This window comes from Mycobacterium sp. pW045, from assembly GCF_041287085.1.
Taxonomy (GTDB): domain Bacteria; phylum Actinomycetota; class Actinomycetes; order Mycobacteriales; family Mycobacteriaceae; genus Mycobacterium; species Mycobacterium algericum_A.
Window position 1 is genome coordinate 260,290 of the sequence record NZ_JBGGKU010000004.1, and the last position, 22,629, is coordinate 282,918.

The window sequence follows — 22,629 nt, forward strand, 5'->3', positions numbered from 1 at the left end:
GCAGCAGTGTAAGCGAAGAACTGCCCCACGGGTCTACCATCCGCAAGGTGACCATGACACAGCCCTGGCCAATACCGCCGCCTGTTCAGCCGCACCGTCGGACCGCGATAACACCCGCGGCAGTAACTGGCTTGCTGGCTCTGGCTGCCTTGATTGTGGCGATCGTTGCGCTCGTCCGCCCGTCGCCCCGACCCGACTATACGGCTGCTGAGAAAGCCGCTGCCCAGGCACAACTGTGCGACAACTACAAGCTCGCATCACGCGCTGCTCACATCGAGACTGCGCCGGACGGCGACACTGCACTGGCAAGAATCTCAATGATCAACGGGGCACTCATGCTCGAAACCGCGGCCCGAGACCCGGCGCTAGCTGGGGAGTATCGCGATGCTGCGCGCGCTTTAGCGGCCGCTTATCAGAACATGGCAGCTACGGGAAGCTTGGCGGATCCCGCAAAATACCAAGTCGCTATCGACGCAACGAACGCCAAGGTTGGAAAGATGGAAGAGCTCTGCGGTGAGTGACCTTCCGCCCGGGAAATGGTCAGCCTGGCTGGTGGGTGCAGCGTGGCCCGCGCCGCCGACTCAACCGACGTTCGGAATCGGCTTCTGGTCCGGCCATGCCGACGTCAAAGAACAAGAAGCTAGCGAGTTAGACAAAGTCCTCACATTCTTTGGGCAAAACAACAGCGGCCATACCGCTGATGACATGATTGCCAAGCTGCGGACGGGCATAAAGCGGCTAAGGAAAGTTCGTGACGACTGCCGCGCCAAAAGCGCCGCCAACAGCAGAGTTGCCGACGCTGTGAATAATCTCCGTGACCGCCTGACCGAGATTGCCCGTCAAGGCAACCAAGAGATCAATAATATACTCTCCCGCCAAGGCTCGGTGGAATCCAAACTGCCTGAGATTAACCGGGTGGTCGCCGAAGCCAACGCCTTGGCGACGAGTGCCAGCATTGACGCCAATGGTGCGATCGTCAGCGCAACCCAGGCGATGTTCAACGGTATGGACGTCGACGAAGACGCCCAGGAGTGGCTTGAGAAGCACGGCGCAAGCTTTGGCACACCGCCGACACCGCACATCAGCGCGGACGACGTGAACCGGACACGGCGTAAGGGCGGCGGTTCCGACGGCGGAGCAGGCGCAGCAGGAACCACCGGCGACAGAACAGGCGAGACCGGCTCTCCTGGGGGAGTCGGCCCGACCGGCACCGCACCCGCCGACTCCAAAACCGCACCCGGCGGCGGCACGGTCGGCCCAGCAGGCGCCACACCCAGCGGAGTCGGCCCAGCAGCCCCCACGCCCGCCGGCTCCAAAACCCCACCCGGCGGCGGCACGGTCGGCCCAGCAGGCGCCACACCCAGCGGAGTCGGCCCAGCAGCCGCCACGCCCGCCGGCTCCAAAACCGCACCCGGCGGCGGCACGGTCGGCCCAGCAGGCGCCACACCCGGTGGCACCACTACACCCGCCGGAGGCGCCCCAACCGGTGGCACAGCGACTGCCAGCGGCGGAAGCACCGGCAGCGGCGACCCGGGCGCCACAGTCGGCAGCGGCGGAAACGGCGGAGGTAACGGCGGCCCGAGCGGCGGCGCTAACGGTGGCTCAGGCGCCACAGTCGGCAGCGGCGGAAACGGCGGCCCGAGCGGCGGTGCTAACGGTGGCTCAGGCGCCACTGTCGGGGGTGGCGGAAACGGCGGAGCCCACGTCCTCGCCGGCGGCAGCAACGGCGGAGGTGGTGGGCCGCTCAACGGTGCGGCAACAACCGCCGGAAGCAACACGGGCTTCGGAGTTCCCTCCACGCCTTCAGGGGGAGGCGGCGGATCGTCAGCTCTGTCATCCATGCCTGGCCTCGGCGGGGGAAGCGGTGGCTCCATGCCGCCCGGACTCCAAGGCGGTGGCCTGAGCCAGCCTTTCGGCTCCGGCATGCCAGGCGGCCCGTCTGGGCCGGGCGCGCTGGGCGGACCGCAATCACCGTTGTCACACAGCGGGATGGATGGCTCCGGGCTCTCCCAGTCCTCTGCTCCGCAAGTTCCGCCGTCCCCGTCGTCGACGCCGATGGCAGGCGGCCTACTCGGCAACCTGGGTCACTTGGCCGGCTCAAGCCAAGAAGTGGCCCCAACGGCCCCGACCACGGGCGCGACGCCCACTCCAGCGCCACCATCCGTGACCACCGGGCCGGCCGCGGCGCCATCGGCGCCGATCAGCGCCGCTCCTGCTGCACCCTCGGGGCCGTTGCCCGGCTACGGAGCGGATCTACGCCCGGCGACCGGCACAGCCCCGGGAGTTCCCGCAGCGACTGCTGGTGCGCCGGCGGCGCCGACGTCGCCGCCGCCGGGTGGCCCCACCACCCCGGCTTCTGGTGGAACGACGGTGGCTTCCTCAAGCGATCGCTCGACCCCGGGGAGACCATCTCCCGGTCCCGCCGGGCAGTCGGGCGCGGCGATGGCCGGCGGTATGGCTGCCGGGGCTACCGCCGGCGCCGGGGCCGGCACCGCCGCCAAGCGTTTGGCCGAACACCAGGATCTGCAGCGCAAGGTTGACGCCGTCGCCCGCCAGGCACCGAACCTCGCGTGGGCAGCCGGATTACGTGATGACGAGACCACGACGGTGGTGGTGACCGATTTGGCCGGCGGCTGGATTCCCCCCACCGTCACGCTTCCGCCCGGGGTCACTCTGCTTGAGCCGGCGCACCGCCGCAGTGGCACGAGCGCGGTCGATCTACTCGGGGCAGTGATTGCAGCGGCGACTCATGAGCCGAATACCTACATCACCGAGGCCGATCCGCACGATCCGCCGGTTCCCGGGACCGGGGAACGTGCCCGCTACGGCCAGCATGTCGACGAACTGGGCCCGACCTTGATCGATGTCGCCGGGTCCAGTACCCGGTTGCCGCGCATCGTGCAGACCGTCGCGCAAGCGATGGCCCGTAGATCCGGCGTCGCCGACAACGAGGTCGACCTGTTCCGGCAGGTAGTCGCCGACACCGCTGCGCGGGTACTGTCGGCCTATCCCGAGCACGCCCCCAGAGATGTCGCCGACTGGATGCTGCTGGCCGCCGTCGACGCCCTCATCGACGGGAGCGAGGAACTGGCCCGCTATCACCTGGCGTGGCATGAAACGGTGGCGGTGCGGCATGGAGGTGTACTGCGATGACGGGCGACAAAATCGAAGTCAACCCCATGGACTATTGGGACATTCTGCGTGGCCTGCCCCCTGAACCGATCCCGACAGGTCCGGCGCACTTGGGTGGACAAAGCCCGGTCGACTTGACCGCCGCCGCGTTCGGTTTCACGACTAATACGGACCTGCCCGAAACCAACACTCAAATCGCCACTGACACCACCGAACGCAAAGCTGGTGCTAGCGACGCCGCGCGCAAGTTCGCCACCCACGAAGCCGACGCGGTATCGAAGTTCGAGGGCGTCGCCGGCGAAGGCGACGCCACCATGGCGCAGCAGGGATCGCAGGAAGCGATGGGCGGAGCGATGCAGGGCATGACCGGCGCGATGCAGGGCATCACCGGAGCACTCAGCGGTGCGCTCGGCGCGGCGAGCAGGCTGCCGCAGGGACTGATGCAAGCGGGCCAAGGCGCATTGTCACCGCTGATGGGCGCGGCGCAATCCCTGGCCAAGGGGGGTCTCGGCGGCGCCACCCTCGCCTCGGACATCAATCCCGTCTCCGGCTTGGAGGGCAGTGACTTCGGCTCCGGCGGCGCCGGCGGCGGCGGCCTGGGTATGGGCACCACCCCCGCCAGTAACCTCGGGCCGCCCCCGGTGCCGGGCACCTCGACACCGACGACTCCCGCCAGTTCGCTGGCGAACACCGGCGCCGCCGGTCCCAGCGGTGGCACGCCCGCCACCGGCGGTGCGGGCGGCGGCGGGATGATGCCGATGATGCCGGGCGGCGCCGGTGCCGGCGGCAAGGACGGCAAGGACGACAAGGCCGGCGAGAAGCGGATCGCCGCCCCCGGCGTTCCCAACGGCCAGCCCGTCAAGGGCCGCACCACAGCCCCGCCGAACGTGCCCGTGACGAAGTCCGTCACGAAGGACACCGGCCCGACCGGGCTGACACCGCTGAGACGCATCGTGGACAAGGACGACTCGTCGAAGTAGCGCCGTAGCACCGCCCCGGACGCATGTGTGTATATTTGTGTGTATGGCTCGGCTGAACGTGTACGTCCCGGACGACTTGGCGGAGCGAGCCAGGGCGCGCGGGCTGAACGTATCGGCGCTGACCCAGGCTGCCATCACCGCCGAGTTGGAGAATTCTGCAACTGATACCTGGCTTGGCGGCTTGGCGACCAGGACCACCGGCGCTCACCACGACGCCGTGCTGGATGCGCTCGACGCTGCCCGCGATGAGTTCGGAGGGTGAGGAGCTCCGCCGCTTCACCGGCCGATCAGGTAGTCCTCGACGCCAGTGCCATGGTGGACTTACTTGCCCGCACCGATCGGTTCCCGGCGGTGCGTGCGCGACTGATCGGCACGGTGATGCACACGCCGGCACACTTTGACGCCGAGGTGTTGTCAGCACTCGGGCGCATGCATCGTGGCGGTGTCCTCACCGCTGCGGAGGTGGAGGCGGCGTTGGATGAGCTTGGGCGGGCACCGGTGACTCGACACGCGCTCTCTCCGTTGCTTGCTGGAGCCTGGGCCCGCCACGATGTTCTGCGCCTCACCGATGCCCTCTACGTGGAACTCGCCGACACCGCGAACCTGGTGTTGATCACCACCGACCAGCGGCTCGCGCGTGCCTGGCCCGCGGCCGACGCCATCGGCTGATTACCGAGCCTCAACTCTTCTTGGCCGGATCGGCGGTACACGTCGCCAAGAAGGTTCTGCCGTCCTGCGCAGCCACCTGCGCGGGGTTGAGCCAGCCGACATCCTGGAACCAAAAGGTGTCCTCGGGGTGGGTCCCGGATCCCTCGATGACTTCGGTCAGATCCGTGCTCGTGCCCCAGCGGCTAGATCCGCCGTAGGTGGAGAAGCCCATGGTCTTCTCGTTGCGCCATTCAAAGTCGGCGGGCAAGGGCTGGGACTCGGTCATGCCCACCGGGTACGGTCCGCCGCGCGTGAGGCGCTCGATATCGACGCCTTCCGGCGAGGTCAGTGTCAACTCGGCCGTACCGGGGCCGAAGTAGAGCGCAATACGAGTGACGCCGACGCAGGGTGAGCCCGTCCAGATCTGTAGCTTTCCGTTGGTTACCCGGGCGCCGAAGGCCGGCGGCAGCGACGGGGCCCACGGGGCTTTGGCCGGGCATCCGGCCAACAGGGCTACGACCAACGTGCCCAGTGCGCCAAGCCGGCGAATCATTCGTATCCGCCGTCGTGTAGGCCCGCGTTCTTCTCAAACCAGTTGTCTCCGCCGAAAATCCGCGTCCGGATCGCTTCCTCACCGTAGGCGACGCCCATGCGAACTGGCCCGAGTTTTGCGTATTGCTGAGAATGCCGCTCCTCGTGGTGAAGCAACCGATCAAGATCTAGTTGCGCGTTTTGGACGGGATCACCGTTGCTGTCGGGACCCCAGGCCACACCGGAGTGGACGATTTTGCGAAGTTGCTCGGCCGGATCGGCGGATCGATCGATGTTGACCATGAAGACGTCGCCATAGGTGGTGCCGCCCTGGCAGCTCAACGTGTCCTGAACCTTGCCCCCGAGACCCATCAACATCCCGTTGGGCGCCGTGACGACGCTCCCGCCGCTGACCTCGGATGCCCACGCGGCGCCGTAGCTCCAGAGGTTTTCCGCTTCCCGCGCCCGCGCCGCGTCGGCGAACGCCCCCAGCACCTCCGGCATAGCCCAAAAGCTACGCGCACCGGCGTCATCACGTATTCCACACCGACTGGTTCCCGCTGGCCAACGTCGTCGACCACCCGGCGCGGCACCACCGCACCGACGAACCGTGCGGTGACCAAGTTCGTGGCCTGGAACCCTTGCGGGGAGCTACGCTCCCGCCGATGGCAACGTCAGCTGCAGATACCCGCCACAACACGGTTGCAGCATCACGTCGGCGGGCCAACTCACGCGATGGTCCTGCCCACGTAGGTAGTCGGCGGCAATACCGACGGCCTTGACGGGCTTCCCGTGGTCCTCGAAGACCAACAGACTGGCTTTGGATTCAAAGAAATTCGACCGGATCACCGGCGCGCCGACGGTTTTCTCGATGAACTCCCGCTCGGTGTATTCATGAAACAGATGCACCTCATCCCAGGGCCACGAGGTGAAGTCACTCAGTCTGCCCGACTTGCCTTGATGCAGAAGGTTTGCCAAGCCCTCGTTGAGTCGTTGATCGTTGTAGTCGATGTCCATCGATTGCCTCATTAGCCCGCAGCTCGTCACCAACATGCACAGCAATAGGACACTAAGCGCACTGCGTATCGGCGCTGCTCTGCTCACCACGTTCAGTACCCTCCTGCCGACGTTCCGTAGCCGCCGGGTTGACCGGGGTCGTAGACCCCACCGGGCCCCGCACCGGTTGGCGTTGGCGTCTGGCCCGGTAGCGTCGCATTCGTCGTCGTGCCTGCCTCGCCCCAGGCGATGCTGTTGCTCCAGGCCAGCTTCTCGCCGCCGGGCGCGACCACGACGGTGTCGCCACTGTCGACGGCCTGTTGCACCAGGTCCGCTAGCTGCGCCGGAGTGGCGCGTGGGTTAGCTGTTGCGATTTCTCGGCCAAGTTCGTTGTTGTACAGATCCATCGCCTCGGCGGTGGCGTGGTTGTTGGGCAGCCGTTCGTGCGCGGTCGCAAAGTCGCGGGTCCAGTTCTCGCCGAATCGTTGCGTCATAAGGGCATTCCAGTATGCGTGCCGGAAGGCGTCGGTGTGGTTGTCGGCTGTGTCGTTGGGACCATTCTGGGGCGGAAAACGCACCTTGGCTTCGGTTGCGGCGGCTTCTTTGATTTGGTTCAGATCCCGCAGCGCAAACGGTGATAGGTCTTCGAGCATGCGCGCCTCGCCCGCGGTCACGTGTACTGGGTCGGTGGCCAAGCTGAGCGGCCACGGCGGCTCCCAATCGAGTTCGCCATCGGGATCCTCCGATACCTGGTATGTCTTCAAGATCTGTTCAAGCGGGTCGACGGGCGGCGGGCCCTGTTGCGGGAAATCGACTGATTGGATGGTTCGGTCCCCACGAAGCGGATACCGCCCGGTCAGTGCCTGCACCTGCGCCGCCCGCTGCTGACTGTCGGCGGCGGCATCGGCGACGACCTTGTGAATCTCGCGGGTCTTGCCGGTCAGGTACGCCTGGAACTGTCGCGCGCCGACCGGGGTGTTCAGGGCCGGCCAAGCGGCGGCGGCCTGGCGGATCTCGGCTTCAAGCGCATCCAGTCGCTGCCGCGACTGCGCGTTGAACTGGTGGGCGCCGCGCAAGATCTCCTGGAAAGACCGGTCGAGTTCCACCGACGTCGCCAACCGCCGCGTCAATTCCGCTTCCCGCGCCCGCGCCGCGTTCGCGAATACCCCCATCACCTCCGGCATAGCCCAAAAGCTACGCGCACCGGCGTCATCACGTCACCGCTGGTGACTGGTTCCCGCAGGCCGGCGCCAGTATTGTCGTCGGGTGCGGTTGTCGATCAAAGGAGCAGCCAGCTCATGCCGCTGAGTCTGTCGAACCGGGACCAGAACTCCGGGCACCTGTTCTACAACCGCCGGTTGCGTGCGGCCACCACCAAGTTCTCGGTGCGAATGAAGCACGACGACCGCAAACAGACCGCCGCGATCGTGCTGTCGGTCGTGTTGATCTTCATCGGCATGGGCTGGATGCTGCTGCTGAACGTCCTGCGCCCCGCCGGAATCGTGCGAACATCGGCGATCGTCGGTGACCGCGACTCCGGCGCGATTTACGCCCGCATCAACGGCCGGCTGTATCCGGCGCTCAACATGACCTCGGCGCGTCTCGCGGTCGGCAACGCCGAGCTTCCCACCTGGGTCAAACCCCCCGAGATCGCTAAATACCCGACCGGCCCGATGATCGGGATCCCCGGCGCACCGGCCTCGCTGATCGCCAACACCGGCGCGCCGTCGGCCTGGGCGGTCTGCGACACCGCGGGCTCACCGCGCCGAGTTGAACCGCCCGTCGTCACCGCCATCGCGGGAACGCTGAGCCCGGCGGGCCGCGCCGCGCCGCTGGCCTCGGACGCCGCGGTGCTGACCCGGTTCCAAGACGCCACCTATGTCATCTGGGGCGGCAAGCGTTCCCAAGTGGACCCGGCGGATCGCGCGATCACCCTGAGCCTGGGGATCGATCCGGGCACGACGGTCCCGGTGGAGATGTCACGGGCGCTGTTCGACGCCCTGCCCAGCACCGAACCGCTGCGCGTTCCGGCGATCCCGCTGGCGGGCACACCGTCGCAGTGGGTTCCCGGCTCCCAGGTGGGCACGGTACTGGAGACCCGGACGGCCGGCGGCGGCTCGCAGTTCTACGTGCTGCTGCCCGACGGGGTGCAGAAGATCACCAGCTTCGTCGCCGACTTGATCCGCAGCGCCAACTCGTTCGGATCCGTTGCGCCGCTGGTGATCAGCCCCGACAAACTGGTCAACATCCCCGAAGTGGGCACCCTCCCGGTCGAGTACTACCCCAACAGCCGGCTGAAGTTCGTCGACACCGCCGCCGACCCGACCACCTGCGTGAGCTGGGAGAAGGCCCCCACCGACCGCCAAGCGCGGATCACCGTGTTCAACGGCCGCGGCCTGCCGGTATCGCCGGCCATGGACAATCGGATCGTCCGGCTGGTGCGCGACGACCGCACGCCCGGATCAGTGGTGGCCAACCAGGTGCTGGTGCTGCCGGGCGCGACGAATCTCGTGACGTCGACCAGCGCCCTGCTCGAGTCCGACTCGCGCGAGACGCTGTTCTGGGTGTCCCCCAACGGCGTTCGGTTCGGGATCGCCGCCGAGGACGAAACGCTGCGCGGCCTCGGCCTGGACCCGGCCTCGGCGCAGCAGGCACCGTGGCCGCTGCTGCGCACCTTCGCGGCCGGCCCGGAACTGTCGCGGCATGCCGCTCTGCTGGCCCGCGACACCTTGCCGTCGACCGGCGAAGTGATGCCGGTAGCACCCAATAATCAGCAGGCCATCCCGGGGGGGCACTGAGACGATGTCGAAACGCGCGTTCGTTCCGGTGCGCCTGCAAGTTCCCGAACCCAAGCCGGTGCGAGTCGCCCCGCGCGCGCCCGACGCGCTACCCGAACGGGAACCACGCAACCTGTGGGTGATGATCGGGCTTCCCGCGCTGGTGGTCGCGCTGATCGGCACGATCGTGATGCTGTACGTCTCCGGGGTGCGCAGCCTGGGGTCGGGCATGTTCCCGATGATGGGCATGGCCGGCCTGGGAATGCTGATGTTCTCCGGTCGGTTCGGGCGGGCACGCAAGATCAGCTGGGGCGAGCAGGAGAAAAACCGGCGCAGCTATCTGCGATCGCTCGACGGCGAACGCGACGAGATCCAGAAGGCGGTCTGTGCCCAGCGCAGCGCCCAGGAAACGGTGCACTCCAACCCGCAGGGGCTCGGCGCGGTCATCGGCGGACCGCAGATGTGGGAGCGGCGGCGCTCCGACGCGGACTTCCTCGACGTCCGAGTGGGCGTCGGTGTGCAACACGCCCCCGACTCGGTGTTGTCGGTGCAGTGGCCCGAGATCCCGGTCGACGAGGAGCTCGAACCGGTCACCGGCCAGGCGCTGCGCGACTTCATCCTCGAACAACGCAAGATCCGCGACATCGCCAAGGTGGTCAACCTGCGCTCGCGTCCGGGGTTCAGCTTCGTCGGCGACGACCTCGACAAGGTCCGCTCACTGCTGCGATCGGTGCTCAGCGCGCTGGCGGTGTTCCACAACCCGCTCGACGTCAAGCTGATGGTGGTGACCCGGCACCCCGAACTGTGGTCCTGGATGGTCTGGTTGCCGCACAACCAGCACGACGAGTTGTTCGACGCCTGCGGGTGGCGCCGGCTGGTCTTCACCAGCCCCACCGAACTGGAGTCGACGCTCGGCGCCGACCTGCACATGAAGGGCAAGCGCGGCGCATGGCGGCCCCCGTCGGCGCCGAGTCCGACGACCATGGGTTCGGCGCTGGAGTCCGGTAGCGACGGGCACGACCTCGGCCCGCACTGGGTGATCGTCGACGACAACACCGGCAGTCCCGAGGCGTGGGAGAGCGTGGTCGGACGGGTCGGGAAGGAGGGCATCACCGTGTTGCGGGTGGCCTCCCGGCTCGGCACCGGCGTCGGGTTCGCGCGCGACGAGATCTTCGAGGTCGTCGACCACCCCGCCCGACACAACCGCACCGACGGCCCGGCGTCGACCCATCGCCGGAACGGCCGGGGCGCTGATCCGTCCCTGCCACCGATGTTGCGGGCGGGCGGCAAGTTCTTCGCGCACGCCGATCAACTGTCGGTGCCGCGCGCCTACCGCTACGCGCGGGCAATGGCGCGCTGGACACCGACGGCCAGCGTGGACGTCACCGACTCCGGCAGTGGCGCCCTCGAACTGCTGCGCGCGCTGGGAATCGACGATGCCCGGGAGCTGAACGTGGACCGGCTCTGGGCCGAACGGCGCAGCCGCGGCGACGAGCGGTGGGCCGAGATCCCGGTGGGAGCCAAGCCCAACGGCGAACTGCAGAACATCGTGCTGCGCGCCAAGGATTTCGGCGGCTTCGGCTTCCACTCGGTGGTGATCGGCACCAGCGGCTCGGGCAAGTCGGAGTTCTTCCTGTCACTGGTCTACGGGATCGCGCTGACCCACTCGCCGGAAACCTTCAACGTGATCTTCATCGACATGAAGTTCGAGTCCGCCGCCCAGGACATCCTCGGCATCCCGCACGTCTCGGCGGCGCTGTCCAACCTCGGTAAGGACGACCGGCACCTCGCCGAGCGAATGCGCCGGGCGATCGACGGCGAGATCGCCCGGCGTTACCGGCTGTTCAACTCCGTCGGGGCGCGCGACGCCAACGACTACGAGGAGATCCGGCTGGCCGGACGCGACCTGGAACCCGTGCCGATCCTGCTGGTGGTGATCGACGAATACCTCGAGCTCTTCGCCAACCACGGCAAGTGGATCGACCTCATCATCCACATCGGCCAAGAAGGCCGCGGCGCCAACGTCTTCTTCATGCTCGGCGGTCAGCGCCTGGACCTGTCGTCGTTGCAGAAAGTCAAGTCCAACATCGCCTTCCGGGTCGCACTGCGTGCCGAATCCGGTGACGACAGCCGTGAGGTGATCGGCTCGGACGCCGCCTACCACCTGCCGTCCAAGGAGAACGGCTTCGGGCTGCTCAAAGTCGGCCCGCGGGATCTGGACCCCTTCCGTTGCTTCTACCTGTCGGCACCGTTCATCGTGCCGAAACGCAAGGCGTCGACGGCCAAGACCCTCGACATGACACTGACGAAGCCCCGCCTCTACACCTGGCAGTACCAACCACTGGACGAGGCGGACGCCCAAGCGTTGCAGGACATGTCGGCCACCGACGCCGAACCCGACGAGTACTTGTTGCACGCTGACGGGTTCAAGAAGAAGAAGATCGTCGACGTGCTGCGCGAGTCGCTGATCTCCGCGGATCGCAAGGCGCCCCACCTGCCGTGGTTGCCCCCGCTGGAGGTCTCGGAGTCGGCCGACTCGCTGGTCGCGCTGTACCGGGGCAAGCCGTGGGACGTCGACTACGGGCGCAATCCGGGTCTGGTGTGGCCACTGGCCGTTAAGGACATCCCCGAGGACGCCCAGCAGCTCGTGCACTGCGTCGATGTGCTGCGCAGCAACGTGATGGTGGTCGGCGCCAAGAGCCGCGGTAAGACCACGGCGCTGATGACGCTGATGTGTTCGGCGGCGCTGATGTACACCCCGGCCCGGCTGACGTTCTTCTGCGTCGGCGGCGCCACCCTCGGCTACGCGGAGACCCTGCCGCATGTGGCCGACATCGTCTCGCCGGCCGACCGTGAGGGGGTGGAACGCACCGTCGCGACCATGGCCGCGCTGATCAGTGCCCGCCAGGACACCTTCCGGCGGGACAAGATCGACATCAACGAGTTCCGGGAGCGGCGTTTCGGAGCCGGCAGCGACGGCCTGGGCGGCACCGACCCCGGCGATCCATACGGAGACGTGTTCCTGGTCATCGATGACTTCTCCGACCTCTACGCCGCCGACACCGTGCTCGGCGACCGGATCATCGCGCTCAGCGGCGTCGGTCCGGAATACGGTGTGCACCTGATGACCAGCGCGTCGGGCTGGATTCACGGCCAACGCCAGACATTGCTGCAGAACTCCGACGTACGCATCCAGCTGCGGCTGCAGAACCCGGGCGAGAACGAGATGGGCACCGCCTCGCTCGACGCGCGCGACGCCGCCAAACGAACCGTGAACCGGCCCGGCTTCGGGCTCACCGAATCCCTGCACGAGATGCTCATCGGGATGCCGGAGCTGACCGCGCGCGACGGCAGCCGGATCGGCACCCGCGACCTGGGGACCCGGGTGGCCGAGGTCGCCGGCGTGACCAAGCACGCCACCCTCAAGCGACTGCCCCCGGCAGTGGCACTGTCGGAGGTGCTGGCCTACGACGTGGCGCAGCGCCCGCCCGCCCAGACCGCGCCGTCGATCGCGTTCATGATCGGCGAGCAGCACGACCTGCTGCCGGTCCCGCTCGAGTTGGGCGAGCACCCCGGCATGATGATCCTGGGCCGTGCGTTGTGTGGAAAGAGCGCAACCCTGGCCGCGATCGGCGAGGCCGTGATGGCGCGATTCAGCCCCGAGCAGGCGCAGATCACCATCATCGACCCCAAGACCGGGCCGCTGCGGGACCTGCAGGGACCCGGCTACGTCAACGCCTACGCCTACGACCAGGACGAGATCGACGAGGTGCTGACCACGCTGGCACAGCAGGTGCTGCTGCCCCGACTGCCCGCCAAGGGCCTCAGCCAGGAAGAGTTGCGGGCGCTCAAGCCCTGGGAGGGCCCGCGTCATTTCATCCTCGTCGACGACGTCCAGGACCTGCGGCCGGCACAGATCCACCCGGCCAAGCCACCGGTGGGCGCCGCGCTGTGGAAACTGATGGAGCGCGGGCGCCAGATCGGCCTGCACGTGTTCGCCACCCGGAACTCGTCGAACTTCGGCCAGCTGGAGATGGATCCCTGGGTGAAGACGCAGCGCAGCGCCAAGGCACCGACGCTGTTCATGGACAACGACCCGCAGAACAAGGTCAGCCGGACGGTGCGCGCCCAGGCCCTGCCGGCCGGCCGCGGTCTGCTGGTTCTCGACGACTCCCGGGTGGAGGGCGTGCTGGTCGGCGTGCCGTCGTCGATGATCCACAATTTCGAGCAGCAGTAGCCTTTTATTCCGTCGGTGAAGTGACGCGTGCCGCACCTTCGGTTTAGGATTTACCCCGGCCTGCCACCGTCGGCATACCTGCGATGAGGCATCGGGAGGAAAACATGTTCTCTGTGGAACCGGAAGCTGTCCTGGCATCGTCCGGCGTTGAAGCCGCGATCACCGCCGAGACCGCGGCGGCCGCGTCCTCGGCCAGCCCGGCCCTGCTCGGTGTGCTGCCGATGGGCAATGACCCCGACTCCATCGCCTTCCAAGCGGCCTTGCTGGCCTCCGGGAGCGAATACCTCGGCATCGTCGCCGAGCATTCGGCCCAGCGGGGGCTGTACTCCGGCGCGCAGTCGACCGCGGCCGGCGTCTACAGCGCCACCGAGGCGTTGCGGGCCGCCACCGCCGCGCTCAGCGGCTAGCAGATGGCCGATCCGGGATGGGCCGCACGCCCGCCGGAGGTCAATGACACGTTGATCAAGTCCGGCATGGGCGTGGCCACCATGCTGGCCAACGGCACCGCCTGGACGACACTGGGCGCGGCACACCACGCCTCGGGAATCGCCTCGGCTGTCAATACCGCGTTGACCTCCGTCGGCTGGATCGGCGCGGGATCGGCCAGTTCGGCGCTCAACGCAACCCTGCTCAACGTCGCCCTGCACGGCCTGGCCGGCTGGGTGGATATGAAGGCGCCGATCGTCGCCGCGGCGGTCGAGGCCTACCAGTTGGCCTACGGGAGTATGCGCACCACCCAGGAGTGCGAAGCGAACCGGATCGAGACCGCCACCGACTACGGGATCAACCCGATCGTGCTGGGGGCCTTGTGGCCGCGGATCACCTCCCTCGAATACGAGTACTTCGGCATGTTCTGGCCCAACAATGCCGCGGTCGGTGCCTCCTACGGGGCGACGCTGACCGCCCTCACCTCTAGCCTGACCGTTCCGGCGCCGGTGGCAGGAATGGGCGCCTCACCTGCCGCTCCAGCGGCGGCGGCCAGCGCCGTCGGTGACGCGGCCGCGCAGACCGCGGCGGGCGGCGCGATGCGGGCCGCCTACACCGGGACTTCCGCGGCGAGCAACACCGCCGGGCAGGGCGCCTCCGCAGCCCAGGGCATGGGGGGCGAGATGAGTTCGCTGCTCGGCCCGGTGCAGTCGATCGGGTCGTCGCTGATGCAGGCGCCGCAATCACTGATGCAGATGCCGCAGTCGATGATGAGCCCGATGCAGTCGATGATGGGCATGTTCATGAATCCGAGCATGTTCGGCGGCGCGCTCAATGCCGCGGGGGCCGGGGGTGCTCCGGCCACCGCGATGCTGGCCAACGCGACAGCAACCCCGGGCGGGGGCGTCGGCGGTGGCGGGGTCGGGGGCGCCGGTGCGCCGGTATCGGCGTTCACCCGGCCGGTCAGCGCGTTCGAATCAGGGGGTGGCCGGCCCGTCGGGCTTCGCCCCAGCGGTGCGCTGGGCTCGGTCGAGTCGCAGCAGCGGGTGACGACCACCAGCGGCGCTGGGATGGGCGGTATGCCGATCGGGCACGCCGCCAGCGCGGCCGGTCGAGGCCAAAGCGGACGGCCCTCCGACCGGGCCAACACGGTGCGAGTGGTTGATGACCGGCTGTGAGCTGGGCATTCGCTGTGCGCAGGGTGAATCGACACATCGAAAAAGAGCTTTTACACTACCGCAAGGTACATCCCGCCGAACCCGGGGGGTTGCTCTACAACCGAGGAGGAAACGATGGCAGCCATTGTCGTCACGCCCGAGTTGATGCGGAACACCGCATCGAAGCTGGCACAGCACATCGAACACGCCCAGGCGATCGCCAACCAGTACCTCGCTGACCACGAGAACATCTTGGGTGCCGGCACCTGGGACGGCGCGGGGTCCAAGGCGTCGTTCGTCACGGCCGGCCAGATTCACGAAGACATGCAGAAAGTCCTCATCGGCGGCACCCGCCTGACCGAGGGCCTCAACCAGGCCGCTGCCTTGATGGAGTCCCACGAGTCCCACTCCGAGCACGCCTTCCATTCGCTCTTCGGCGGACAATCCGCCTAACCTCCCACCCCGTACTCGAAAGGACACCGATCCCAATGGCTGACGGCATTACCTACAACCCCGGCCCTGTGGCCGATCAAGCCCACAGCGTGATCACCAGCGCCGGCACGCTCGACCAGATCCACGCCGACGCCCACCAGCTCACCCAGATGCTGACCGAGTACTTCGCCGGTCACGGTGCCACCGGCTTCTTCGAAGCCCAGGCGCAGATGCTCTCCGGCCTGCAGGGCCTGATCGAGACCATCGGCCAGCACGGCTCGACCATCGGCTCCGTGCTGGAGGGGGCCATTCAGACCGACCAGACGATCAGCAGCCTTTTCTGACCACCACCGGGGGCGCCCACGACCACGGTGCCCATCGCGGGGCGGTGACCGAGCAGCGATGAGAAGTGGGGTGTCTGCGCGCGACAGGCGCAGATGCCCCGCTTCCCGTCTGGGCTTGTTTCAGACTGAGGACTCACGGGTGAGGCGGCAGTGACATGTTGACGACAACCCTCGACGGGCTGTGGGTGCTGCAGGCGGTGACCGGTATCGAAACACTCTGCCCCGAACTGGGTCTGCGCCCGCTGCTGCCCCGGCTGGACACCGCCGAACGCGCCGTGCAGCACCCGATCGCCGAGGAACTGACCGAGATCGGTGCACTCGACGGCCAGGGCGAGGCGGATCCGATGATCCGCGAATGGCTGACCGTGATCATGCGCCGCGACGTCGCGCTGCTGCTGCAACTGAACTTTCCCGGCCGACCGTACGGCGACCCGCAACACATGACGCGAGTGTCGATCAACCGGTTCGCCTCCTGGTGGGTGGTGCTGGAACGGCACGACCAGGAGATCCGGCTCTATCCGGCCGGCACCGCCACCGACCAGGCGGCCGCCGCAGACCTGGTCGTCGGCCAGATCGAACGGCTGTGCGGTGTCACCGAGGCCGCCCCGCTGCGCCCGGTCACCCTGGACACCAAGGAACTGCTCGAACAGGTGCGGGACCGGGACGGCCTCCGCAACTACCTGGCAGCTCAACGGCTCGACATCGACCAGCAGCAGACGCTGCTGATGGCCTCCGACCCGGAGGTGTCAGGGCAGGCCAACATCGTGGCGCTGCAGCCTGGTGCCGGACCCGACGAACTGGCCCGAATGGCCATCGGCGACACCTCGGTACTGATCTCCGATACCCCGGCCGGCCGCGTCTGCGTGGAGAACATCGACAACGGCGGTCGCCGCTATCAGATCGTCTCCCCCGGGTCACGCGCCGACGTCGCCAATGCGATCCTGCGGCTCATCCGTCGGCTACCTGCCGGCGCGGACTGGCATTCACACCGGCGGGTTGTGTAGCGGTGAATTCACCTGGACACCATTATCACCTATTAGCACCCGTCGTTAGAAACGCTGTAAACGAGGTATCTGCAACCGTGTTAACATCACGCACGTGACGAGCCCATGGAATAGCCACAATATGCCTGACGACGGCGCGTCCGGGCGGCGGGATCCGGCATCCGGTCACCGCTACCGGGATTCCGTGTCGGACTCGATGCGTATTTCCGACCTGGCGACACCGCGCAAGATTCCGCCCGGTTCGGGTTGGCGCAAACTGGTGTATTTAGTGTCGGCGAAGGTGATCAATCCGGGCGAATCCCCGCGCGAGCGTCATTACCGCGATTTGCGGAACAGAATTCGGCGCCACATCCGCCGGCAGTACGTGATCACACTGGTGTCCGGAAAAGGCGGCACCGGTGTGACCACCATGGCCGCGTCCATCGGCAGCGTCTTCCGGGAATGCCGGCCGGAAAATGTGATCGCCATTGACGCCGTTCCGGGCTTCGGGACGCTGTCGGATCGCATCGATGAGCACCCGCCCGGTGACTACTCGGCGGTTCTGAGTGACACCGATGTACAGGGTTATTCCGACATCCGCGAACACCTCGGGCAAAACGCCGTCGGCTTGGACGTGCTGGCCGGTAACCGCACTTCGGACCAGCTCCGCCCGCTCGTCCCTGCCATGTTCAGTGGCGTGTTGTCACGGCTCCGCCGAACCCACAACGTGATCATCGTTGACACCGCGGCCGACTTGGAGCACCCGGTGATGAAGCCGGTGTTGGAGAACACCGACACGCTGGTCTTCGTCTCCGGCATCACCGCCGATAAGTCCCGGCCGGTGCTGCGAGCGGTCGATTATCTGGCCGCCCAGGGCTATCACGAGCTGGTGTCGCGAGCGACGGTGATCCTGAACCACTCCTCTCCGGTCGAGGACGGCGCCGCGGTCGCCTACCTGACCGAGCGGTTCAGCAAAACCGGCGCCACCGTGGAGGTAATGCCCTACGACGCCCACCTGGCCAAGGGCGGCATCATCGATGTCCACCATGAAGTCAAGAAAAAGACGCGGCTGCGGCTATTTGAAATAACCGCCGGTTTGGCCGATAAATTCGTGCCGGACACTGAAAGGTAGTCGCAGTGACTACCCCTACGACACCGGCTAAAGTTGCATTTCCAGCACGTTGCGCGGTGAGCCTCGCCTACGATAAACACCTCGTGTCGCAAGTCTTCCCGGCCGGAATTCCGGTCGAGGAATTCTTTGAGGGAATGGTCGAACTACTCGACGAGGATTTGAAGCACCACGGTTTCGACGGCGTCGCACTTCCACCCGGCAGTTACGAACTCCATAAAGTCAACGGAGTGCGACTGGACATCACCCGCAGCCTCGATGACCTCGGCGTGCAAGACGGCGACACTCTGGTGCTGGTGCCGGTGGTCGGCGGTGACTCGTTCGAACCGCAATACGAGTCGCTTTCGAGTGCGCTGGCCGCAACGGCCCGCCGGCTCGGTACCCAACCCGAGATTCAGTGCTCCGAGTGCGGGCACAAGGCCGACGAGCAGACCGTCACCCGGTTACTCAATGTCAAAGTTGATCGGATGTTCGCACCGGTCACGGCGGTGACCGCGGCGCACACCGCGATAGGCCTGCTGGCGATGGGCGTCTTGGTGATCTCCGCGCTGGCGATACGTGCCCGCACGTTCAGCGACAGTTGGCCGCCCGCAGTGGTTCTGGCCGGTCTCGGCGGGCTGCTGACGGTCGGCGCCGCGGTGATCCGGCGCAACTGGCCCGCCCGTGCCGACTTGTTCAGCGGATTCGGTTGGCTGGCGGTGATCGCGCTTTCCGGCGCGGCGCTGTGTGCGGCCCCCGGGCCGTTGGGCGCCCCGCACCTGCTGATCGGCGTGACGGTCTTCGCGATGGGGGCGATCGCGCTCAGTGTCCTGCTGCGGTCGCAGACCGCGGTCGCCACCGCGGTGGTCACCGCAAGCGGAATCGGCGGGACGGTGGCGGCCGTGCGGATGTGGCATCCGGTCTCCCCCCAGGTGATCGGCATCTGCATGCTGTTGGGCCTGCTGATGCTGGTGCGCATGTCGCCGACGATCGCGCTGTGGGTGGCGCGGGTTCGGCCGCCGTACTTCGGGTCGATCACCGGGCGCGATCTGTTCGCCCGCCGCGCCAACATGCCGATCGACACCGTCTCGCCGGTAGCCCCCGACGACAGCGAGGACGACGAGGACGACCTGGTCGACATCTCGGCGCGGGGGGCGGCGATCGCGGCGTCCGCGCGGCTGATCAACGCGGTACAGGTCGGCATGTGCGTGGCAATCGCGGCCGCGCTGCCGATCGCGGTGTGGATGGTGCTGGCGCCGGGTTCGGCCCGGCAGCGCGGCGCGGTGGCATTGTGCGGGCTGGTGGCGGGACTGTTCATCACCCAGGGCCGCGGGTTCGCCGGCCGGGTGCAGGCCATCGCCCTGGTCGGCGGTGCGTGCGCCGCGGTGCTGGTCGGGATCACCAAGTACGCCTTGGCGGCGCCCGGCTACACCGCCGGCGGCTTCCTCTGGCCGGCCGCGGCAGTCGCGGTCTTCGCCGGACTCGGCCTGGCCGCCGGGCTGCTGGTCCCGGCGACGAAGTTCGTGCCCTGGATCCGGCTGGCCGTCGAATGGTTGGAGGTGCTGGCGTTCATCGTGGTGGGAGTGCTCGGCGCCTGGCTGGGAGGACTTTTCGTGTGGGTGCGCAACTGAGGCGGCTGCGCACCCGAGCCGTCGCGCTGGCGGGCGTGGTGCTGCTGGCGGGCCTGGCGGACATCCCGCCGATGGCCCGGGCGATCGAACCGCCCTCGGTGGACCCCGCGCTGGCGCCGGCCGACGGGCCGCCCGGCCCGGATCAGCCGATGCGCCGCTCGAACTCCTGCAGTGTCCCGATCACGGTCAGCAATCCCGACGTGGCGCAGCTCGCGCCCGGGTTCGACATGCTCGGCATCGCCACCGCCTGGCAGTACTCCACCGGCAACGGGGTTCCGGTGGCGGTCATCGACACCGGGGTCACGCCGAATCCACGACTGCCGGCGGTCGCCGGCGGCGACTACATCATGGGCGGAGCCGAGGGCCTGGGCGGGCTGCAGGACTGCGACGCTCACGGCACGATCGCCGCGTCGATCATCGCCGCGGCCCCGCTCGGCGTGCTGCCGATGCCCCGCCCGATGCCAGAGGTTCCCGCCTTCCCGCTACCGGCCGGCCCGCCGCCCAGCTTCGGCGCACCACCGCCGCCCGCTGACATTCCCGGCCCGCCCGCTCCTCCCCCGCCACCGGCTCCGGTGACGATCACCCAGCCCGCGCCGCCCCCGCCGCCCCCGCCTCCGCCCCCGCCGGAAGAGGGCGGTATGGCACCGGCCTCGGGTCCCCCGGATCCACAGTCCGAGGACGAACCGGCCGTCCCGCCGCCCCCGCCGGGCGCCCCGGACGGCGTCGTCGGCGTGGCCCCGCACGCCACGATCATCGCGATCCGCCAGTCGTCCCGGGCCTTCGAGCCGGTCAACCCGCAACGGTTCGGCTTCGACGACGAGCGGATCAAAGCCGGCACCCTGGCCACGCTGGCCCGCGCCGTCGTCCATGCCGCCGACATGGGCGCCAAGGTGATCAACATCTCGGTGACCTCGTGTGTTCAGGTGGCGGCCGCGCTCGATCAGCGCGCGCTGGGGGCGGCGCTGTGGTACGCATCGATCGTCAAGGACGCGGTGATCGTCACGGCCGCCGGCAACGTCGGCGAGGCCGGCTGCGCCAACAATCCGATGTATGACCCGCTGAACCCCAACGACCCCCGGGACTGGAACCAGGTCAAGGTGATCTCCAGCCCGTCGTGGTTCTCCGACTACGTCTTGTCCGTCGGCGGGGTGGACGCCACCGGTGCACCGATCGACAAGAGCATGTCCGGGCCCTGGGTGAGGGTCGCCGCGCCGGCCACCCACGTCATGGGCTTGTCCCCGCAGGGCGGCGGTCCGGTCAACGCCTACCCGCCGGTCCGGGTCGGTGAGAAGAACATGCCGTTCTGGGGAACCAGTTTCTCGGCGGCCTATGTCAGTGGCGTCGCGGCCCTGGTTCGGGCGAAATATCCCCAGCTCACCGCACACCAGGTGATCAACCGGATCGTGCAGACGGCGCACAATCCGCCCGCCGGCGTGGACAACCGGGTGGGTTACGGGTTGGTCGACCCGGTTGCGGCACTGACGTTCAACGTGCCCCCGGGCGAGCCGGTGGCGCCCGGCTCGCAGGCCCGCGTCATCACCCCGGCGGCGCCGCCACCGCCGCCTGACCATCGGGCTCGGACCGTAGCCCTCGCATTCCTCGGCGCGATCGCCGCGGCGGTGCTGGTGGCCGCCATCACCGCGCGGATTCGGAGGTCGGTCAAGTGAGTTCGGTCCACCTGACCGGGTTCAGCGCCTCCAGTAACCGGCGGCTGTTATCCGCCGTGACCGTGGCGCTGGTCGGTCTGGCCGGCTGGGCGTTGGGCGGTCTGATCGGGCTCGCCGTGGCGTTGTCGCTCGCGGTGCTGCTGGTGCTGGTGCCGTGGTGGGGCCAACCGGCGTGGTCGTGGGCGCTGCTGCGATTGCGGCGGCGGAAGGCGACCGACTGGGCCGAGCCGATCACGGTGGCCAACAACCGCGCCGGGGGCGGCGTGCGTATCCAGGACGGTGTGGCCGTCGTGGCGGTGCACCTGCTGGGCAGGGCGCACGCCGCCACCGTCGCCACCGGATCGGTCAACGTCGAGACCGACAACGTCATCGACGTCAGCGCCCTACTGCCGATGCTGCGGCATGCGCTCGGGCTGGTGCTGGAGTCGATGAGTGTGATCAGCATCGGCGCGCGCCGCGCCACCACCGGCGACTATCCCCGGGTCTACGACACCGAGATCGGCACCCCGCCCTACGCCGGCCAACGCGAGACCTGGCTGCTGCTGCGGTTGCGCGTCATCGACAACACCGCCGCGTTGCGCTGGCGCACCACCCTGGGCGCCACCGCGGTCGCCGTCGCCCAGCAGATCGCGGGCTTGCTGCGCTGCGAAGGGCTGCGCGCCCGGGTCGCCACTGCCAGCGACCTGGTCGAACTGGACCGGCGACTCGGTGGCGCCCTGCTGCTGGCCGGCGCCGAACGCTGGAAGACGCTGCGAACCGAGGGCGGCTGGGTGACGACCTACGCCTATCCGGCCCGCGCCATCAACGCGCAACTGCTGGCCCAGGTGTGGACCCTGCCCGTCGACGAGGTGGTCCAGAACATCACCGTGTTCCCGGACGGCACGTGCACGGCCACCGTCACACTGCAGACTCCGCAACCCGCACCCACTCCGCCGGCAGTGGTCTTACAACGGCTCAACGGGGAGCAGGCCGCCGCCGTAGCGGCCAACATGTGCGCTCCCCGGCCGCGACTGCGGGGACTGCGGCCCGGGCGCCTGCCGGCCACCCTGTCCGTCGAGATCGGCCCATCGGGCGTGCTGATCGGAAAGCTGGCCAACGGTGACCGGCTGATGGTTCCGCTGACCGACTCCGGTGAGCTGAGCCGGGTGTTCATCGCCGCCGAGGACCTGATCGCGAAGCGGATCATCATCCGTGCCGCCGGGGCCGGGGAGCGGGTATGTGTGCACACCCGCGACAAGGCCCGCTGGGCCAGCGTCCGGATGCCGGAAGTGTCGATAGTCGGCGAGTCGAGGCCCACGCCGCGTTCGACGGTCAGCGTGGTGGACGGCCCGATCGCCCCCTCGCCACGGCCGGCCACCGTCATCACCGTGGCACCGCCCGGTACGCCTCCGCCGCCGCCGGACACCGTCGAGGTGAGCATCTCCCAGATCGACCGGACCGCGGTGCGGGTCACCGCCGGCGGAAAATCGTGGCTGGCTACGGTGGAGTTGTTCCGGGCGGAGAACCGGTACTGCAGCCCGGAGGCGCTGGCGCCGATGTCCACGCGATGACGCCGCCGCCGGATCGAGACGCAGCTGGAC

General features: G+C 68.1%; 21 protein-coding genes. 16 read left to right on the forward strand and 5 right to left on the reverse strand.

Features of this window, described 5'->3' with window-relative positions; all coding sequences use genetic code 11:
• Positions 1–53 precede the first annotated feature (53 nt).
• Positions 54–521, forward strand: a complete 468-nt coding sequence (locus ACAG20_RS08355) for a hypothetical protein (RefSeq protein WP_083037159.1) — start codon at positions 54–56, stop codon at positions 519–521.
• Positions 522–738: 217 nt separating this feature from the next.
• Here the strand turns inward: ACAG20_RS08355 and ACAG20_RS08360 are convergent, their stop codons facing one another.
• Positions 739–1,047 carry a hypothetical protein gene (locus tag ACAG20_RS08360; protein ID WP_133054407.1) on the reverse strand — a complete coding sequence of 103 codons (309 nt, stop codon included), beginning with the start codon at positions 1,045–1,047 and terminating at the stop codon, positions 739–741.
• A gap of 1,395 nt (positions 1,048–2,442) precedes the next feature.
• Here ACAG20_RS08360 and ACAG20_RS08365 point away from each other — a divergent pair.
• From ACAG20_RS08365 to ACAG20_RS08380, 4 genes are read left to right on the forward strand one after another with little or no spacing between them, the layout of a single operon-like run.
• Positions 2,443–3,153 carry a DUF5631 domain-containing protein gene (locus ACAG20_RS08365; protein ID WP_041316645.1) on the forward strand — a complete coding sequence of 237 codons (711 nt, stop codon included), beginning with the start codon at positions 2,443–2,445 and terminating at the stop codon, positions 3,151–3,153.
• The gene (locus tag ACAG20_RS08370; RefSeq protein WP_370492206.1) at positions 3,150–4,112 is read left to right on the forward strand and encodes a hypothetical protein; all 963 of its coding nucleotides are present in this window, start codon (positions 3,150–3,152) and stop codon (positions 4,110–4,112) included. Before ACAG20_RS08365 ends, ACAG20_RS08370 begins: the two co-directional genes overlap by 4 nt.
• A gap of 43 nt (positions 4,113–4,155) precedes the next feature.
• Positions 4,156–4,374 carry a type II toxin-antitoxin system CcdA family antitoxin gene (locus ACAG20_RS08375; protein ID WP_370492207.1) on the forward strand — a complete coding sequence of 73 codons (219 nt, stop codon included), beginning with the start codon at positions 4,156–4,158 and terminating at the stop codon, positions 4,372–4,374.
• Positions 4,371–4,781: a type II toxin-antitoxin system VapC family toxin gene (locus ACAG20_RS08380; RefSeq protein ID WP_083037053.1), complete on the forward strand. Its 411-nt coding sequence runs from the start codon at positions 4,371–4,373 to the stop codon at positions 4,779–4,781. Before ACAG20_RS08375 ends, ACAG20_RS08380 begins: the two co-directional genes overlap by 4 nt.
• A 10-nt stretch (positions 4,782–4,791) precedes the next feature.
• Here the strand turns inward: ACAG20_RS08380 and ACAG20_RS08385 are convergent, their stop codons facing one another.
• The 4 genes from ACAG20_RS08385 to ACAG20_RS08400 all read right to left on the reverse strand — a co-directional run bounded on the left by ACAG20_RS08385 (position 4,792) and on the right by ACAG20_RS08400 (position 7,471).
• On the reverse strand, positions 4,792–5,313 hold the full coding sequence (locus ACAG20_RS08385; RefSeq protein ID WP_370492208.1) for a hypothetical protein: 522 nt from the start codon (positions 5,311–5,313) through the stop codon (positions 4,792–4,794).
• The gene (locus tag ACAG20_RS08390; RefSeq protein WP_370492209.1) at positions 5,310–5,795 is read right to left on the reverse strand and encodes a hypothetical protein; all 486 of its coding nucleotides are present in this window, start codon (positions 5,793–5,795) and stop codon (positions 5,310–5,312) included. The genes ACAG20_RS08385 and ACAG20_RS08390 overlap by 4 nt, the downstream gene beginning before the upstream one ends.
• Positions 5,796–5,942: 147 nt before the next feature.
• Positions 5,943–6,308 carry a hypothetical protein gene (locus tag ACAG20_RS08395; RefSeq protein WP_013827004.1) on the reverse strand — a complete coding sequence of 122 codons (366 nt, stop codon included), beginning with the start codon at positions 6,306–6,308 and terminating at the stop codon, positions 5,943–5,945.
• 92 nt (positions 6,309–6,400) lie between these two features.
• On the reverse strand, positions 6,401–7,471 hold the full coding sequence (locus ACAG20_RS08400; RefSeq protein ID WP_370492210.1) for a DUF4226 domain-containing protein: 1,071 nt from the start codon (positions 7,469–7,471) through the stop codon (positions 6,401–6,403).
• A 114-nt stretch (positions 7,472–7,585) separates the two neighbouring features.
• Here ACAG20_RS08400 and eccB point away from each other — a divergent pair, with 114 nt between their 5' ends.
• The 11 genes from eccB to eccE all read left to right on the forward strand — a co-directional run bounded on the left by eccB (position 7,586) and on the right by eccE (position 22,599).
• Positions 7,586–9,085 (forward strand): type VII secretion protein EccB, encoded by a 1,500-nt coding sequence (gene eccB / locus ACAG20_RS08405; protein WP_013827002.1) that lies wholly within the window; start codon positions 7,586–7,588, stop codon positions 9,083–9,085.
• Between the two features lie 4 nt (positions 9,086–9,089).
• Positions 9,090–13,301 (forward strand): type VII secretion protein EccCa, encoded by a 4,212-nt coding sequence (eccCa, locus tag ACAG20_RS08410; protein ID WP_370492211.1) that lies wholly within the window; start codon positions 9,090–9,092, stop codon positions 13,299–13,301.
• A 104-nt stretch (positions 13,302–13,405) separates the two neighbouring features.
• The gene (locus tag ACAG20_RS08415; RefSeq protein ID WP_041316640.1) at positions 13,406–13,708 is read left to right on the forward strand and encodes a PE domain-containing protein; all 303 of its coding nucleotides are present in this window, start codon (positions 13,406–13,408) and stop codon (positions 13,706–13,708) included.
• Positions 13,709–13,711: 3 nt separating this feature from the next.
• Positions 13,712–14,905 (forward strand): PPE family protein, encoded by a 1,194-nt coding sequence (locus ACAG20_RS08420; RefSeq protein WP_370492212.1) that lies wholly within the window; start codon positions 13,712–13,714, stop codon positions 14,903–14,905.
• Positions 14,906–15,019: 114 nt separating this feature from the next.
• On the forward strand, positions 15,020–15,337 hold the full coding sequence (locus tag ACAG20_RS08425; protein WP_013826998.1) for a WXG100 family type VII secretion target: 318 nt from the start codon (positions 15,020–15,022) through the stop codon (positions 15,335–15,337).
• 35 nt (positions 15,338–15,372) lie between these two features.
• The gene (locus ACAG20_RS08430; protein ID WP_013826997.1) at positions 15,373–15,660 is read left to right on the forward strand and encodes a WXG100 family type VII secretion target; all 288 of its coding nucleotides are present in this window, start codon (positions 15,373–15,375) and stop codon (positions 15,658–15,660) included.
• Between the two features lie 155 nt (positions 15,661–15,815).
• Positions 15,816–16,664, forward strand: a complete 849-nt coding sequence (locus ACAG20_RS08435) for an ESX secretion-associated protein EspG (protein ID WP_370492213.1) — start codon at positions 15,816–15,818, stop codon at positions 16,662–16,664.
• A gap of 94 nt (positions 16,665–16,758) precedes the next feature.
• The gene (locus ACAG20_RS08440) at positions 16,759–17,775 is read left to right on the forward strand and encodes a MinD/ParA family protein (RefSeq protein WP_370492214.1); all 1,017 of its coding nucleotides are present in this window, start codon (positions 16,759–16,761) and stop codon (positions 17,773–17,775) included.
• 5 nt (positions 17,776–17,780) lie between these two features.
• A complete protein-coding gene (eccD, locus tag ACAG20_RS08445; RefSeq protein ID WP_193466156.1) occupies positions 17,781–19,382 on the forward strand; it encodes a type VII secretion integral membrane protein EccD in 1,602 nt (533 codons plus the stop codon).
• Positions 19,367–21,049: a type VII secretion-associated serine protease mycosin gene (mycP, locus tag ACAG20_RS08450; protein WP_193466157.1), complete on the forward strand. Its 1,683-nt coding sequence runs from the start codon at positions 19,367–19,369 to the stop codon at positions 21,047–21,049. Before eccD ends, mycP begins: the two co-directional genes overlap by 16 nt.
• On the forward strand, positions 21,046–22,599 hold the full coding sequence (gene eccE, locus ACAG20_RS08455; protein ID WP_013826992.1) for a type VII secretion protein EccE: 1,554 nt from the start codon (positions 21,046–21,048) through the stop codon (positions 22,597–22,599). Before mycP ends, eccE begins: the two co-directional genes overlap by 4 nt.
• The last annotated feature ends 30 nt before the right edge of the window (positions 22,600–22,629 follow it).

What these genes read in the sequence shown, in the direction of transcription:
- ACAG20_RS08420 (WP_370492212.1), top strand. Translation starts at nt 13,712, where the DNA reads ATGGCCGATCCGGGATGGGCCGCACGCCCGCCGGAGGTCAATGACACG.
- ACAG20_RS08355 (WP_083037159.1), top strand. Translation starts at nt 54, where the DNA reads ATGACACAGCCCTGGCCAATACCGCCGCCTGTTCAGCCGCACCGTCGG.
- ACAG20_RS08390 (WP_370492209.1), bottom strand. Translation starts at nt 5,795, where the DNA reads ATGCCGGAGGTGCTGGGGGCGTTCGCCGACGCGGCGCGGGCGCGGGAA.
- ACAG20_RS08415 (WP_041316640.1), top strand. Translation starts at nt 13,406, where the DNA reads ATGTTCTCTGTGGAACCGGAAGCTGTCCTGGCATCGTCCGGCGTTGAA.
- ACAG20_RS08365 (WP_041316645.1), top strand. Translation starts at nt 2,443, where the DNA reads ATGGCCGGCGGTATGGCTGCCGGGGCTACCGCCGGCGCCGGGGCCGGC.
- ACAG20_RS08395 (WP_013827004.1), bottom strand. Translation starts at nt 6,308, where the DNA reads ATGGACATCGACTACAACGATCAACGACTCAACGAGGGCTTGGCAAAC.
- ACAG20_RS08370 (WP_370492206.1), top strand. Translation starts at nt 3,150, where the DNA reads ATGACGGGCGACAAAATCGAAGTCAACCCCATGGACTATTGGGACATT.
- ACAG20_RS08430 (WP_013826997.1), top strand. Translation starts at nt 15,373, where the DNA reads ATGGCTGACGGCATTACCTACAACCCCGGCCCTGTGGCCGATCAAGCC.
- eccB (WP_013827002.1), top strand. Translation starts at nt 7,586, where the DNA reads ATGCCGCTGAGTCTGTCGAACCGGGACCAGAACTCCGGGCACCTGTTC.
- eccCa (WP_370492211.1), top strand. Translation starts at nt 9,090, where the DNA reads ATGTCGAAACGCGCGTTCGTTCCGGTGCGCCTGCAAGTTCCCGAACCC.
- ACAG20_RS08435 (WP_370492213.1), top strand. Translation starts at nt 15,816, where the DNA reads ATGTTGACGACAACCCTCGACGGGCTGTGGGTGCTGCAGGCGGTGACC.
- ACAG20_RS08400 (WP_370492210.1), bottom strand. Translation starts at nt 7,471, where the DNA reads ATGCCGGAGGTGATGGGGGTATTCGCGAACGCGGCGCGGGCGCGGGAA.
- ACAG20_RS08385 (WP_370492208.1), bottom strand. Translation starts at nt 5,313, where the DNA reads ATGATTCGCCGGCTTGGCGCACTGGGCACGTTGGTCGTAGCCCTGTTG.
- ACAG20_RS08425 (WP_013826998.1), top strand. Translation starts at nt 15,020, where the DNA reads ATGGCAGCCATTGTCGTCACGCCCGAGTTGATGCGGAACACCGCATCG.
- ACAG20_RS08375 (WP_370492207.1), top strand. Translation starts at nt 4,156, where the DNA reads ATGGCTCGGCTGAACGTGTACGTCCCGGACGACTTGGCGGAGCGAGCC.